Genomic DNA, 13,837 nt, shown 5'->3' on the forward strand with positions numbered 1-13,837 from the left:
CGGTTGTTCTCGGTAACATTCTCCGAGGCTCGGCCGACGGAGGTGTGCATGGCGAACGTCGGCTCAGACAAGCCCAACATCCGTCAGGTCGCGACCATCGCGGGCGTCTCGCACATGACGGTGTCGCGTGTTCTCAACGATCACCCGAACATCAAGCCCGACACGAAGCGCCGCGTCCTCGAGGCGATCGAGGAGCTCGACTACCGCCCGAATCTCGTCGCCAGGGCGCTCGCCACCCAGCGCACCCGGCGCATCGGCGTGATCGTCGAGAGCGCGGTCGCGCATGGCCCGACCAGCATCCTGCGGGCCGTCGAGCTGTCGGCGCGCGCCACGGGGTACTCGGTCACACCGATCGCGCTGCACGAGGGTGATGCGCTGTCTCCCCAGGAAGCGGTCGACCACCTCGTGACGCAGGGGGTCGATGCGCTGTGCGTGATCGCGCCACGTTCGTCGTCGGTGGCCGCTCTGCGGCGCATCGCCATCACCGTGCCCATGCTCGTGGTCAAGGCCGACGCCGATCCGACCTTTCTCACGGTGTCGATCGACCAGCACGCCGGCACGACGTCGGTGGTCGATCACCTCGTCGCGCTCGGACACCGAGACATCCTGCACCTCTCCGGCCCGCTGGACTGGCTCGATGCGAGAGCGAGAGAGCGCGCCTTTCACACGAGGGCCAAGTCGTGGGGCATCCGTGAACGGCCCATCGTCGTCGGAGACTGGTCGGCCGACTTCGCCTACGACTTCGCGAAGGGTCTCACCCGGCTGCCGGATTACACGGCGATCTTCGCCGCCAACGACGACATGGCGATCGGCCTGATCCACGGGCTGCACGACAGGGGCTTCGAGGTGCCGCGAGACCTCAGCGTGGTCGGGTTCGACGACATCCCGCTCGCTCGGCATTTCATCCCTCCGCTCACGACGGTGCGCCAGGATTTCGGCGCACTGGGCGTCGCGGTGGTCGAGATGCTGCGCGCGGCCATCGAGGGTCGTGACATCCCCGCGCTCACCCGGATCCCGACCGAGCTCGTCGCCCGCGGATCGTCGGCCGCGCCCAGGGAGGTGCGGTGACTCCCGACCGTGGTCCCGAGCCTGTGGTGCGGCTCGAGGGCATCACGGTCGAGTTCCCGGGCGTGCGCGCGCTCGACGCCGTGGACTTCCGTCTGCTCCCCGGTGAGGTGCATGCCGTGATGGGCGAGAACGCCGCGGGCAAGTCGACGCTCGTCGCGGTGATCACCGGCACGCTCTCTCCCGACGAGGGCGCGGTGGTCGTCGACGGCGAGCCGCGTCGCTTCTCGGGAGTCGCCGACAGTCGAGCGGCCGGCATCGCCACGGTGTTCCAGGAGGCGCAGCTGAGCCCCAATCTCAGCGTGGCCGAGAACGTGATGCTCGGGCGGGAGCGCCGGGGCCGATTCGGAATCGACTGGCGCAGGACCAGGGCGGATGCCGCCGAGGCGCTGGCCAGGCTGGGACTCGACGACCTCGACCCGAAGACGCCGCTGTCGATGCTGACACCGGCGCAGAAGCAGCTGGTCGCTCTCGCTCGTGCGGTCGTCGACGACCCGAGGGTGCTCATCCTCGACGAACCCACCTCGAGCCTCGACGTCGCCGAGGTCGCCACTCTGATGCGGGTCATCCGGGGTCTGCGGCAACGCGGCGTCGCGATCCTGTTCATCTCGCACTTCCTCGAGCAGGCGTTCGCGATCAGCGACCGCATGACGGTGCTGCGCGGCGGGCGACGGGTGGGCGAATACGCGACGCGCGACCTCGACCGAGCCGACCTGATCTCGAAGATGCTCGGCAAGGACATCGACAGCCTGAGGGCCCTCGGCTCGGAGCGCAAGGCTCATCACTACGCGTACGACGGGGAGCCGGCCATGCAGGCGTCCGGTGTGGGTCGACGCGGCGAGCTGGAGCGCATGGACGTCGAGATCCAGAGGGGTGAGATCGTGGGGCTCGCGGGGCTCCGGGGGTCGGGGCGCACCGAGCTCGCGTCGTTGCTCAGCGGTTCGGTGCGCACCGACAGCGGAGAGCTCTGGGTCGACGGAGAACGCGTGCAGCTGCGCAGCCCCTCGGCAGCACTGCGGCACCGCATCGCGCTGTCGGCCGAGAACCGGGGCACACAGGGCATCATCGGCGAGCTCACGGCCCGCGAGAACATCATCCTCTCGCTGCAGGCGCTGCGCGGATGGACTCGTCCTCTCTCGCACGCCGAGTCGAGGGGCCTGGTGGAGTCGTACGTCGAGGCGCTGCATCTCGACCCTGCGGACCTCGACCGCCCGGTCGGTCTCCTGTCGGGGGGAACGCAGCAGAAGGTGCTCCTCGCTCGAGCGCTGGCGGTGCGCCCTCACGTGCTGATCCTCGACGAGCCCACTCGGGGGATCGACATCGCGGCCAAGGTCGAGGTGCAGCGCCGCATCAGCCAGCTGGCCGGAGACGGCGTGGCCGTCGTGTTCATCTCGTCAGAGCTCGAAGAGGTCGTGCGGCTGAGCGATCGCATCGTCGTGCTGAAGGACCGCGAGAAGATCGGCGAGCTCAGCAACGGTCCGGGTGTGACCGTCGACACGGTGGTCGAGATGATCGCCGCCGAGCTGAGTCACAGCGCTGAACTGTGATCGGTAACAACATCCACCGACCGTGATCGGTCCGATTTGGTAACGAAGTCTTGTGTTTCAGAAATTGTTCCCGGTAACATCACGGCAGGACACGCGAAGCAGCTGTCCTGCAATCACGTCAGGACCATGACTGGTCCGCCACCGCCGGAGTGACCGCCGGCATCTCAAAGAGGAGAAGAAATGTCCGCGAAGAAGCGCATCCGCGTCGCGTTCGGCCTGGCAGCAGTCGGCGCACTCACCATCGGCCTTGCGGCCTGCTCGTCCGGCGACTCGGGCGGCGACGGCGGAGGCGGCTCAGAGGAGATCACCACCGTCGGCTTCGTGGCTGTCGGCCCCGAAGGCGCATGGCGCGAGGCGAACGAGCAGAACATCCAGGACACCTTCACGGAGGACGCCGGATACGAGCTCAAGTACGCCCCCGCCACGAACCTCGACCAGAAGTCGCAGATCGACGCCTTCACGTCGTTCGTCGACGAGGGCGTCGACGTCATCCTGCTGTCGGCCACCGAGGCCTCCGGCTGGGAGGACTCGCTCAAGCGTGCGCAGGAGGCGGAGATCCCCGTGATCCTGCTCGACCGCGGCATCGAACCGGACGACGACAGCCTCTACGTCACGCGCATCGCCCCCGACAACGTCGAGGTCGCCAAGGAGGTCGGCACCTGGGCTGCGGCCACGTTCCCCGACGGCGGCAACTACGTCGTGCTCGAGGGCCCGGCCGGTGTCGGCGTCGTGAACGAGCGCAACACGGGCTTCGACGAGGGCCTGGGCGACTCGTCGCTCACGAAGCTCGACGCGCAGACCGCGAACTGGTCGGCGGAAGAGGGCAAGAGCGTCTTCGAGACGATGCTGAAGTCCTCGAACAACGACATCCAGCTCGTGTTCGCACAGAACGACGAGATGGGCCTCGGTGCCGCGCAGGCCGCCGAGGAGGCGGGCCTCGTCGTCGGTGAGGACGTCAAGATCGCCACGATCGACGGCACCAAGAACGCCATGCAGGCGCTGGCCGACGGTCAGCTCAGCTACGTGCACGAATACAACCCGCTCTTCGGTGAGACCGCGCTCGAGGTCGTCGAGAAGGCTCTCGCCGGCGAAGAGGTCGAGTCGTACATCGTCGTCCCCAGCGAGGCGTTCGACTCCGCCGAGGCGGCCCAGGCCGTGCTCGCCGACCGCAAGTACTGACCGAGCACCGAACCCGACGCCGGAGCGATCCGGCAGCGAACCCGGGTGGGGCAGGAGCACTGCTCCACCCGGGTTCTGCGGACGGAGAGACAGCGATGAACGAAGCACTGCCCATCGTCGAGATGCGGGGGATCTCCATCGAGTTCCCGGGCGTGAAAGCCCTCGACGGGGTCGATTTCCGGCTGTTCCAGGGCGAGGTCCACGCGCTCATGGGAGAGAACGGCGCCGGAAAGTCGACCCTGATCAAAGCACTGACCGGTGTTTACCAGATCGACTCGGGGTCGATCGTCGTCGCGGGTCAGGAGCGCAGCTTCGGCGGTGCGGACGACGCGCAGGATGCCGGGATCTCGACGGTCTACCAAGAGGTCAATCTCGCCCCGAACCTCTCGATCGGCGAGAACGTGATGCTCGGACACGAGCTGCGTGGAGTGTTCGGCATCAACTGGACGGCCACCCACCGCGCCGCGACCGACGCTCTCTCCCGACTCGGGCTGGGGCACCTCGACACGCGCCGACCGCTCTCGACTCTCTCGATCGCGCTGCAGCAGCTCGTCGCCATCAGCCGCGCGATGGCGATCAAGGCCAAGGTGCTCATCCTCGATGAGCCGACCTCCAGCCTCGACGCCGCCGAGGTCGACGGCCTCTTCACCGTGATCAGGGCGCTGCGCGACCAGGGCGTCGCGATCCTCTTCGTCTCGCACTTCCTCGATCAGGTCTACGCGATCAGCGACCGCCTGACGGTGCTGCGCAACGGACTGTACGAGGGCGAGTACCTCACCCGAGACCTCGACCGCCATGCCCTCATCTCGAAGATGATCGGCAAAGACCTCGACGCGCTCACGTCACTCGGGGGCAACCGCCGCCGTACACCGCGCGACGCGGACGAGAAGCCGCTGCTGGCGGCATCCGGAATCGCACGACGAGGCGCGGTCGAGGCGACCGACCTCGACATCCGCCCCGGTGAAGTGATCGGCTTCGCCGGTCTGCTGGGCTCCGGACGCACCGAGCTCGCGCGACTGCTCTACGGGGCCGACCGCACCGACGAGGGCACGATCGAGCTGCACGGTCACCGGGTCGACCTCAAGTCGCCGGCCGACGCGCTGCCTCGCCGCATCGCCCTCTCGACCGAGAATCGTCGCGACGAGGGCATCATCGGAGACCTGACCGTGCGCGAGAACATCGTCCTCGCGGTGCAGGCCGAGCGCGGGTGGGCGCGGCCGATGAGCCGCAAGGAGCAGGATGCGATCGTCGACCGCTACATCGAGCAGTTCAACGTCCGCCCGGCCGACCCCGACCGGATGATCAAGAACCTCTCCGGTGGCAACCAGCAGAAGGTGCTGCTCGGGCGCTGGCTCGCCACACAGCCCGAGCTGCTGATCCTCGATGAGCCGACCCGCGGCATCGACGTGGGCGCCAAGGCCGAGATCCAGGAGGCGGTGGCCGAGCTCGCCGAAGACGGCGTCGCCGTGGTGTTCATCTCGTCCGAACTCGAAGAGGTCGTGCGTCTCTCCGAACGGATCGTCGTGCTGAAGGACCACCGCAAGATCGGCGAGATCCAGAACGGCCCCGACGTCACCGCGCAGGTGATCGTCGATGTGATCGCCGCTCATGGAGTGGAGGCCGCGGCCGAGACGCTCGACGACACAGACGGCGCCGTGCCCGATAGCATCGCCCCCACGACCGACAAGGAGGCAGCGCGATGACCGCGTCAGCCGGCACCACCATCTGGCGGGATCTGATCCACAAGCCGTTCTTCTGGGGCATCGTCGCGATCCTCGCACTGCTCGCCCTGAACGTGATCAAGGACCCGACCTACCTCGCGCTCTCGATCAACCCCAACAACGGCAACCTGGTGGGCAACCTGATCGACATCCTGCGCCAGGCGGCGCCGATCATGATGATCGCGATCGGGATGTCGCTCGTGATCGCCACCGGCGGCATCGACCTCTCGGTCGGCTCGCTCATGGCCGTCGCCGGGGCCGTCTCGATGGAGTTCCTCAGCGCCGCCGGCGACTCCTTCGGTGCGGCGCTCGCCGCGGTCGGGCTCGCGCTGGTGATCACCGGCATCCTCGGGGCGGTCAACGGTCTGCTCGTCGCCTACGTCGGGCTGCAGCCGTTCATCGCGACCCTCGTGCTCATGCTCGCAGGCCGAGGCATCGCCAAGGTGATCACGGGCGGGCAGAACACCACGGCGTCGAACGACGCGTTCCGGTGGATCGCCAACGGCTTCGTGATCGGCATCCCCGTGGTGTTCATCCTCGCCGTGCTCATCGTGATCGCCGTCGGCTGGGTCGTCAGGCGCAGTGCGCTGGGTCTCATGATCGAGGCGATCGGCATCAACCCCCGCGCCAGCCGCATGGCGGGCATCAAGCCGAAGGGCCTGCTGCTCACGGCGTACATCATGAGCGGCATCCTCGCGGGGATCGCGGGGATCATGTCGGTCGGCAGCGTCATGACCGTCGACATCTCGCGCACCGGGTATCAGCTCGAGCTCGACGCGATCCTCGCTGTCGTCATCGGCGGCGCGTCGCTGGCCGGCGGCAAGTTCTCGCTCAGCGGCGCGTTCGTGGGCGCGCTGCTCATCGCCACGCTCGACAAGACCGTGCTGTACCTCGGGGTCTCGTCGTCGGCGACGCCGGCGTTCAAGGCCATCGTGATCGTCGTGCTGTGCCTGCTGCAGTCGCAGCGGGTGCGCAGCTGGTTCCGCTCGCGCCGCAAGGCCCGACCGGTCGAACAGGTCCTCGCCAAGGAAGAGGTGTCCGCATGAGCGTCGTGACCGCCACCCCGGCTCCGCAGGCGACCGAGACCATCGTCGAGCGCGTACGCCGCATGATCACGGCGAACCCGTCGGTGCTGCCGACGATCGCCTCGGTCGCGATCTTCGTCGGCATGGTGATCTTCGGCGAGGTGGCCTACGGCCGCATCCTGCAGTTCAACACGCTGTCGAACCTGCTGATCAACAACGCGCACCTCATCGTGCTGGCCGTCGCGCTGACCTTCGTGATCCTCACCGGCGGAATCGACCTGTCTGTCGGCTCGATCATCGCGGTCTCCTCGGTCGCGGGAGTCATGCTCTCGAATGCCGGATGGAACGCGTTCGCCGTGATCATCGCGATGATCGGCATCGGCGTGCTCTTCGGCATCGTCTCGGGCGTGCTGATCAGGTATTTCAACGTGCAGCCGTTCATCGCGACGCTGGCGATGATGTTCCTCGGTCGCGGCCTCGCGTCGCTGCTCAGCACCAAGCCGGAGCGACTCGGTGAGGAATCGCCGATCCGCTGGATCGGCACGCAGCTGAAGATCATCGACGGCCCGAAGGTCAACGACCTCGTGATCACCCCCGCGGTGCTCGTCGCGGTGATCGTCGTGGCCGCCGCGTTCTTCGTCCTGCACCGCACTCGCACGGGGCGCACGGTCTACGCGATCGGTGGGTCGGAGAGCTCGGCGCTGCTGATGGGGCTTCCGGTCCAGCGCACCAAGGTGCTGGTCTACGTGATCAGCGGCGGGCTGGCCGGTCTCGCGGCGGTGCTGTACACCGCCCGACTCGGAACCGCGCAGAACATCACCGGCATCGGATGGGAACTCGACGCGATCGCCGCAGCGGTCATCGGCGGCACCGTGCTGACCGGCGCGTACGGCTATGTGCTCGGGTCGGTCGTCGGAGCGCTGGTGCTGGGGCTCATGAATGTGCTGATCACACGCGACGGCGGAATCCCTCCCGAGATGACCACGATCATCACCGGCGGCATCCTGCTCGTGTTCGTGCTGCTGCAGCGGGCGGTCACTCGAAAACGCGAGTAGCTTCCGTTCGAATGACGTGAAAGACCCCTTGTCCGGTGGACAAGGGGTCTTCTGCGTTCCCGCAGTGTCACGCGTCGACCGCGCGGCATTCCTGAACACCGGTATGTAGCACGGGGAGACCGCAATCCACCTCATATGACTACGTAACATCGTCATTCGGACATGTGGGGGGCGCGATGACAGATGTGGAGACCGACGAGCTCCGAGCTCTCGCGACGCAGGCGGAGAGCGTCCGGGGAGACTTCGGATCGCCGGTGGTCGCGCAGTCGTCGGGGCTGGGAGCGGGCTCTCTCGACGAGGCAGTGGCGCGGTTCGGTGAAACCTGGACGACGGCTCTGGGGCGTCGTCTCGGGGATGTCGACATGCTCGCCGAGAATCTGCGGCAGACGGCTGAGGTGTTCGACCGGGGAGACGAGGCGTCGAGCAGTGAACTCGACCAGATGATCTGGGCCGAGAGCGACTACTGATGCCCGAACTGGGGATGACGAATGACCCGGTCGTATTGGTGCCCGGTTCTCATGCCGCAGCGCACACGGTCGCGTCGGCGTGGCGGTCTCGGTCAGAGGCCGCCACTGCGCTTCGGGACGGGTTGAGAGACCTCGAGGTCGATTCCGCGTGGACCGGGTACCCGTACGACAAGTACCTCGAGCGGGCGGAGTATGTGCGGTCGTCGTGGCAGAGGTGCGGCGAGTACCTGATGAGTGGCGCCGCCGCTCTGTCGGCCTATGGCGATGCTCTGCGATGGGCGCAGGATGAGGCGGCGCGCGCGATCGACCTGTGGGAGCAGGCGGAGGCGACGGTCGTCTCGCGTCAGGCGCACCGGGTGAAAGTGCGGGAGCTGGAGCGCGACCTCGGCCTGCGGCACGTCGAACTCGACGTCCCGTTCATCGATGGCGGGGCGGACCTGCGCGCACAGGCGGTAGACGTCTTGACGAACGCGAGGGGCGTGCTGGATCGCTACGCCATGGATGCCGCGAACACCATCCATGACGCGGCGGACGCGGCGCCCCTGGAGACGCCGAAGCAGACCGAGAGCACAACGAACTGGGCAGTGGCGGGGGCGATCGGCGCGGCGGTGTTCGAGACCGCCGTGCTCAACCCGGCGAGAGAGCAGCTGAACTTCGTCGCCTCGATGGGCAACGCTCTCCTCAACCACCCCGACTTACTTCTCGAACTGCTCGGCGGAGTCGCCCTCGTGGTCGGTGGCGGCACGATGATCGGCGGCGGAGGCGCACTCGTGCTCACGGGGGTGGGGGCTGTGCCCGGCGGCGGCGTCGCGTGGGCCGGAGTGGGCGTCGCCGGAGCAGGCCTTGTCGCCGCGGGACATGCCAGCGCTCGCTGGATGAACGAGGCGACCGGTGATGATGCAGTCCGCATCGCGGAGCGCCCGCCACCTCACCCCGAGTACGGGGGTCGTGACATCAAGGGCCAGTACAACGGCGACGGGCAACGCCCTTGGGTCGACACCGAGAAGATCGGGTTGGACGAAGTCGCTAGCGATACCGGGTACGACATCATCCGCGACAAGGTGCGTGCGACCATCGACGGGTATTACAAGCCCGGCGCGACGGCCGAGCAGCACCGATACTACGACGGCCTATACAAGAATCCCGACGGCACCTACACCGGCGTGGAGGTCAAAGGAGGAACCGGGAGTCGTGACGCATACCAGAGAGGGTTCGACAGCACCGTCAGTCCCGATCGCCCGGCTACAGCCGTCGTCAACGGCGAGAGAATACAGATCACCAAAGTGATACTGAAGGAAGTCAAGTGACGAAGCCCACACACATCACCCAGAGGAATGGGCGTTCCCGCGGCGCGCTCCTCGATGAATTCCGTCCGTACTCCGAACAGATCCGGTTTGTTCTGCTTCAGATGAACGGATCCTCGTTCTGGGCCTACAGTTTGTGGCGTGCGCCCGAAGGTGCGGACCTGCTGGAGAGCATCCCGTTCAGCGAGGAGTATATGCAGTGCGCGGGAACCGCTGACGCGCTGGCGCTGGAGGTGCGCCGCATCGAGGCCGACGGCACCCCCCACCAGTACGCGATCGGCAAGCCCGGTGGTCACCGCACGGGGGAACCCACCGAGGTGATCCACTACGACGACGGTCGCCACAGCACCACGGTCTATCCGCACGAGGTCTTCACCGCCGATGAAGCAGCCGTCGTCTTCTATACGTATTTCCTCACTGACGACGTGTCTCAGCCGTACGAGCTCCGCGATCTGCACCTGAGCTGGCCGAAACCCGGATCCGAAGAGGGTGACAGCTGATGCGCATCCGCGTCGATCACCAGCCGCTCGCTCAGTCGATCGCGGTTCTCGCTGACACCGCAGATCGGATCCGCGGTCTGCTCGACGAACTCGAGTCTGAGGCCTTCGGGCTGAGACAGCTGTGGACCGGGCAAGCCCACGAGGCGTACTCCCGCGCTCAACGCGAATGGACCGAGTGCGCCGACGGCATGCAGACCGCTCTCACCAGCGCCGCGACCGCCGCAGCCCGCGCGCACGCACGCACCCGCGACGCCGAAGCCCATGTCGCCACCCTGTGGAGCTGAATCCCCCTGAGCGTCGTCACACCGTCGGGATCCACACGCGCATGGTCGACGGACCGCGCTGAGCCCAGTCGTGGTACGGAACGAGAGCAACCTCGTTGACCTCATCGGTCGACCGGTGTCGCACGGGCAGCACGACCCTGCCATCTCGCTCGATCGGGTCCCCGGCGACGACCGCGTCGCCGACGTCACTGCCGAGGTCGATCGACTCGAGCGCCAGCACCTCGGGACCGCGTTCGATCACGACGCTGCCCCGCACGGCATCCACCATCGGATGCGGTGACGTGGCCCTCGCCACGATCGGCAGGCTGAGCTCGACGACGTCGCCGGCGCGGAACGCGCGAGTGATCTCGACCCCACCGGCGGGTGCGGGGGACTCCGTGACCTCGCCGCCGCTGTGCACGCGCACCGTCGCTCCTGATGCCCACGACGGCACGCGCAGCTTCAGCGCGAACTGGGCATCCTCGGCGATCACGATCCGCACGTCACCCTCGACGGGGTAGGTCGTCGACACCTCGAACGCCACGACCCGGCCGTCCGGCAGCGTCGTGCGCACGGTCGACGGCGCGTACTGGTGCAGCTGCACGCCGTCGTCATCCGCCGTGGCCACATAGGCGGCGAGGCTCGCGAAGGTGCGCGCCACGTTCGGCGGGCAGCACGACACCTCGAACCACGGGGCGCGCAGCGACGACGAGGCGCGCGCCGACGTGGCATCCGGGTCCGCCGGCGTGCCCGGCGTGCGCTGATGCAGCGTGTTGGCGTAGAAGAACGCGCGGCCGTCGTCGGCCGGGGAGGTCGCGACGACGTTGAACAGGGTGCGTTCGATGAGGTCGGCATGCCGGACGTCACCGGTCGCGAGCAGCAGACGCCACGAGAACATGATCGAGCCGATCCCTGCGCAGGTCTCGGAGTAGGCGCGGTCCGGCGGCAGCTCCCAGTCGTCACCGAAGGCCTCGTCCTGGTGATGCGACCCCTGGCCGCCGGTCACGTACGTGCGGCGCTCGACCGTGCGATCCCACTGACCTCGCAGGGCGTCGAGCAGCTCGACATCCGACCTCTCGATCGCGACGTCGGTCGCTCCGGAGGCGAGGTAGTTGGCGCGCACCGCGTGCCCGCGCAACGCCTGGGCGTCGCGCACGGGCACGTCGTCTTGGAAGTACTCCTGCCCCCACTCGATCTCGCCCAGAGACCCGCGGCCGTGCCGCTCGACGAACAACGCGGCCTGATCGATGTAGCGCTGCTCACCGAGCGCGCGACCGAGCTCGGCCAGGCCCACCTCGACCTCGGCGTGCCCGCAGATCGCGTCGCGCCCGTCGACGCCGAACTCCTGGCATACGAGTTCGGCCGCGAGGCGGGCGACGGCCACGAGTCCGTCATCGGCGTCAGGCCTCGTGCGCGCCCGGGCGACGGCCGCCTGGAAGAGGTGTCCGAGGCAGTACAGCTCGTGCCCCCACTGCAGGGCCGACCAGCGCTCGCCCTGACCGTCGCGGCCGAACATCGTGTTGAGGTATCCGTCGGGCTCCTGCGCGGCGGCGACCCGGTCGACCACGCGGCGGAACCGCTGCTCGAGATCGCTGTCGGCCGCGGCATCCGTGCGCCCGATCTCCCACGCGAGCGCCTCGAGGTACTTGTAGATCTCGGAGTCGGCGAACTCGCGCCCCCGGCGCCCGGCGGGAAGCGTGCCGGCGGCGGCGAGGTCGAAGTTGGGCAGCCAGCCCTCGGACTCCAGGCGCGACTCGATGTGCGTGAGAGTGGCTGAGCCGTTCACGGTCTGGCGGTCGCCCCAGAACCCTCCGGTGATGCGCGCCTCGTCGAGGCCGAGGGGGCGCAGGCGTCCGCGCGTGGGAACCACCGGAGCGGCCGGTGTCGTGGTGTCGAACATGGTCATCCCTTGAAGGCGCCGGACATGAAGCCGCGCACGTAGTGTCGTTGCAGGATCAGGAAGAGCAGGATGCAGGGGAGCGCCAGCACGACGACGCCCGCCTCGGTGGCGCCGTAGTCGACGACACCCTGCACCTGCCCACGGAGGTTCGCCACCGCGAGAGGCAGCGTCATGCGATTGGTGTCGTTGATGAGGATCAGCGGGGCCATGAAGTCGTTCCACGCGGTGAGGAACGCGAACAGGCCGACCGTGACGAGCCCCGGCTTGACCGCGGGCAGCAGCACCCGCCACAGCGCGCCCCAGCTGGAGCATCCGTCGACCATCGCGGCTTCATCCATCTCCCTCGGGATCGACTCGAACGAGATGCGCATCATGAACATCGAGAACGGCAGCTGGAACATCGTGATCACCAGCGCGACGCCGACGAGCGAGTTCTGCAGGCCGACCGAGTTGAGGATCACGTAGAGCGGAATGAGCAGCGTCGCGTAGGGCACCATCAGGATCGCGAGAGTCAGCAGGAACAGGGCGTTCTTGCCGGGGAACGAGAAGCGCGCGAACGCGTAGCCGCCCAGCAGAGAGATGAACAGCGTCAGCGCCACGGTGAGCACCGAGACGAACAGCGAGTTGCCGAGGTACACCCAGATGCCCGCCTGGTACTCGCCGAGGGCGGCGTAATTGCCGAAGCCCCAGCCGTCGGTCTGGCTGGTGCCCGCCATCGGGCTGACTGACGAGACGCCGGTCCAGATGAGCGGGTAGAGGAAGATCACCGCGAGGGCGGTGGTGAACACCCAGTACGGGATGCCGAAGACGACGCGGGCCGCCTTCGAGCGGTACCGGGGCGCGGTGGGCTGATGATTCGGGGCGACGATGGTGCGAGTCAGGGTCTGGGACATGGTTCTCAGCTCAGTTCTCATCCGTGCGGCGGAACGCGCGCAGCTGGAAGACGTTGATGACGATGAGCGCGAGCAGCACGATCACCGAGAGGGCGCCCGCGATCCCGAGGCTGTTCTGCCCCTGGAAGGCGACGTTGTAGATCAGCTGCACCACGGTCATGGTGCTGTTGTCGGGGCCGCCCTTGGTGAGGATGTAGAACTGCTCGAACGCCAGCAGCGACCCGGTCACGCACATCACGGTCGTCAGGGCGAAGGTCGGCTTGAGCAGCGGCACCGTGATGTCGCGGAACGTCTGCCAGCGGTTGGCGCCGTCGATGCGCGCGGCCTCGTAGACGTCGTCGGGGATGCCCTGCAGACCGACGAGCATCAGCAGCATGTAGAACCCCGCGTAGCGCCAGACGATCAGGAAGATCGTCGACCACAGCGCACCCTCGGGAGTGCCGAGGAACGTGATGCCCCACGACTTCATGAGGTTCGCGAACGGACCGGCGATGGGGGAGTACAGCACGTAGAACAGCAGCGAGGCGGATGCGAGGCCCAGAGCGCTCGGGATCAGGAAGGCCGTGCGCAGGAGACCGTTCCACCTGGTCGACTCCTGCACGAGGAGGGCCAGGCCGAGTCCGAGGCCGATCAGGATGACCGTCGTGATGACGGTGTAGAGCAGGGTGAAGCGGATCGAATCCCAGAAGAGACGGTGCATGACGGCATCCGTGTAGTTCTCGGGGAAGTTGATGCCCTGGTTGCCGCTCAGCAGCGGCCAGTCGGAGGCCGACATCTGCACCACGAGCACGAGCGGCACGATGAACAGCAGGGCGACGAAGATCGCCGTCGGGGCCGCATACAGCCAGCCCTGCACCGGGCCGCCGAAGGCGGTACGCGGCCGGCGGCGACGCAGCGGAGGTGCGGTCGAGGTCATCT

Annotated in this window: 13 protein-coding genes; 10 read left to right on the forward strand and 3 right to left on the reverse strand. The window is 67.5% G+C overall.

Annotated elements, in window-relative coordinates; genetic code table 11:
• The first annotated feature begins 48 nt into the window (after positions 1–48).
• From OB895_RS14020 to OB895_RS14065, 10 genes are all read left to right on the forward strand, one after another.
• Positions 49–1,068, forward strand: a complete 1,020-nt coding sequence (locus OB895_RS14020; protein ID WP_079113631.1) for a LacI family DNA-binding transcriptional regulator — start codon at positions 49–51, stop codon at positions 1,066–1,068.
• Complete coding sequence (locus OB895_RS14025; RefSeq protein WP_311877951.1) at positions 1,065–2,612, forward strand: sugar ABC transporter ATP-binding protein; 1,548 nt, start codon at positions 1,065–1,067, stop codon at positions 2,610–2,612. Before OB895_RS14020 ends, OB895_RS14025 begins: the two co-directional genes overlap by 4 nt.
• Before the next feature lie 180 nt (positions 2,613–2,792).
• Complete coding sequence (locus tag OB895_RS14030) at positions 2,793–3,791, forward strand: substrate-binding domain-containing protein (RefSeq protein WP_042541404.1); 999 nt, start codon at positions 2,793–2,795, stop codon at positions 3,789–3,791.
• Between the two features lie 95 nt (positions 3,792–3,886).
• The gene (locus OB895_RS14035) at positions 3,887–5,494 is read left to right on the forward strand and encodes a sugar ABC transporter ATP-binding protein (protein ID WP_311877952.1); all 1,608 of its coding nucleotides are present in this window, start codon (positions 3,887–3,889) and stop codon (positions 5,492–5,494) included.
• Positions 5,491–6,558: an ABC transporter permease gene (locus tag OB895_RS14040; protein WP_079113629.1), complete on the forward strand. Its 1,068-nt coding sequence runs from the start codon at positions 5,491–5,493 to the stop codon at positions 6,556–6,558. Before OB895_RS14035 ends, OB895_RS14040 begins: the two co-directional genes overlap by 4 nt.
• Positions 6,555–7,592, forward strand: a complete 1,038-nt coding sequence (locus OB895_RS14045; RefSeq protein WP_052492985.1) for an ABC transporter permease — start codon at positions 6,555–6,557, stop codon at positions 7,590–7,592. Before OB895_RS14040 ends, OB895_RS14045 begins: the two co-directional genes overlap by 4 nt.
• Before the next feature lie 176 nt (positions 7,593–7,768).
• Complete coding sequence (locus tag OB895_RS14050) at positions 7,769–8,059, forward strand: type VII secretion target (RefSeq protein ID WP_042541407.1); 291 nt, start codon at positions 7,769–7,771, stop codon at positions 8,057–8,059.
• A 14-nt stretch (positions 8,060–8,073) separates the two neighbouring features.
• The gene (locus OB895_RS14055) at positions 8,074–9,366 is read left to right on the forward strand and encodes a putative T7SS-secreted protein (RefSeq protein ID WP_311877953.1); all 1,293 of its coding nucleotides are present in this window, start codon (positions 8,074–8,076) and stop codon (positions 9,364–9,366) included.
• 101 nt (positions 9,367–9,467) lie between these two features.
• Positions 9,468–9,863 carry a hypothetical protein gene (locus tag OB895_RS14060; RefSeq protein ID WP_231567592.1) on the forward strand — a complete coding sequence of 132 codons (396 nt, stop codon included), beginning with the start codon at positions 9,468–9,470 and terminating at the stop codon, positions 9,861–9,863.
• Complete coding sequence (locus OB895_RS14065; RefSeq protein WP_052492986.1) at positions 9,863–10,147, forward strand: WXG100 family type VII secretion target; 285 nt, start codon at positions 9,863–9,865, stop codon at positions 10,145–10,147. Before OB895_RS14060 ends, OB895_RS14065 begins: the two co-directional genes overlap by 1 nt.
• Before the next feature lie 16 nt (positions 10,148–10,163).
• Here OB895_RS14065 and OB895_RS14070 read toward each other — a convergent pair whose 3' ends face one another.
• From OB895_RS14070 to OB895_RS14080, 3 genes are read right to left on the reverse strand one after another with little or no spacing between them, the layout of a single operon-like run.
• Positions 10,164–12,032: a glycoside hydrolase family 127 protein gene (locus OB895_RS14070; RefSeq protein WP_153302257.1), complete on the reverse strand. Its 1,869-nt coding sequence runs from the start codon at positions 12,030–12,032 to the stop codon at positions 10,164–10,166.
• The gene (locus tag OB895_RS14075) at positions 12,029–12,919 is read right to left on the reverse strand and encodes a carbohydrate ABC transporter permease (RefSeq protein WP_079113626.1); all 891 of its coding nucleotides are present in this window, start codon (positions 12,917–12,919) and stop codon (positions 12,029–12,031) included. The genes OB895_RS14070 and OB895_RS14075 overlap by 4 nt, the downstream gene beginning before the upstream one ends.
• 10 nt (positions 12,920–12,929) lie before the next feature.
• Entirely contained in the window at positions 12,930–13,835 is a 906-nt protein-coding gene (locus tag OB895_RS14080; protein WP_079113625.1) for a carbohydrate ABC transporter permease, read from the reverse strand.
• Between the last annotated feature and the right edge of the window lie 2 nt (positions 13,836–13,837).

This window comes from Microbacterium forte (assembly GCF_031885415.1).
GTDB classification, from domain to species: domain Bacteria; phylum Actinomycetota; class Actinomycetes; order Actinomycetales; family Microbacteriaceae; genus Microbacterium; species Microbacterium forte.

What these genes read in the sequence shown, in the direction of transcription:
- OB895_RS14045 (WP_052492985.1), top strand. Translation starts at nt 6,555, where the DNA reads ATGAGCGTCGTGACCGCCACCCCGGCTCCGCAGGCGACCGAGACCATC.
- OB895_RS14080 (WP_079113625.1), bottom strand. Translation starts at nt 13,835, where the DNA reads ATGACCTCGACCGCACCTCCGCTGCGTCGCCGCCGGCCGCGTACCGCC.
- OB895_RS14050 (WP_042541407.1), top strand. Translation starts at nt 7,769, where the DNA reads ATGACAGATGTGGAGACCGACGAGCTCCGAGCTCTCGCGACGCAGGCG.
- OB895_RS14060 (WP_231567592.1), top strand. Translation starts at nt 9,468, where the DNA reads ATGAACGGATCCTCGTTCTGGGCCTACAGTTTGTGGCGTGCGCCCGAA.
- OB895_RS14030 (WP_042541404.1), top strand. Translation starts at nt 2,793, where the DNA reads ATGTCCGCGAAGAAGCGCATCCGCGTCGCGTTCGGCCTGGCAGCAGTC.
- OB895_RS14040 (WP_079113629.1), top strand. Translation starts at nt 5,491, where the DNA reads ATGACCGCGTCAGCCGGCACCACCATCTGGCGGGATCTGATCCACAAG.
- OB895_RS14070 (WP_153302257.1), bottom strand. Translation starts at nt 12,032, where the DNA reads ATGACCATGTTCGACACCACGACACCGGCCGCTCCGGTGGTTCCCACG.
- OB895_RS14020 (WP_079113631.1), top strand. Translation starts at nt 49, where the DNA reads ATGGCGAACGTCGGCTCAGACAAGCCCAACATCCGTCAGGTCGCGACC.
- OB895_RS14065 (WP_052492986.1), top strand. Translation starts at nt 9,863, where the DNA reads ATGCGCATCCGCGTCGATCACCAGCCGCTCGCTCAGTCGATCGCGGTT.
- OB895_RS14055 (WP_311877953.1), top strand. Translation starts at nt 8,074, where the DNA reads ATGACGAATGACCCGGTCGTATTGGTGCCCGGTTCTCATGCCGCAGCG.
- OB895_RS14035 (WP_311877952.1), top strand. Translation starts at nt 3,887, where the DNA reads ATGAACGAAGCACTGCCCATCGTCGAGATGCGGGGGATCTCCATCGAG.
- OB895_RS14075 (WP_079113626.1), bottom strand. Translation starts at nt 12,919, where the DNA reads ATGTCCCAGACCCTGACTCGCACCATCGTCGCCCCGAATCATCAGCCC.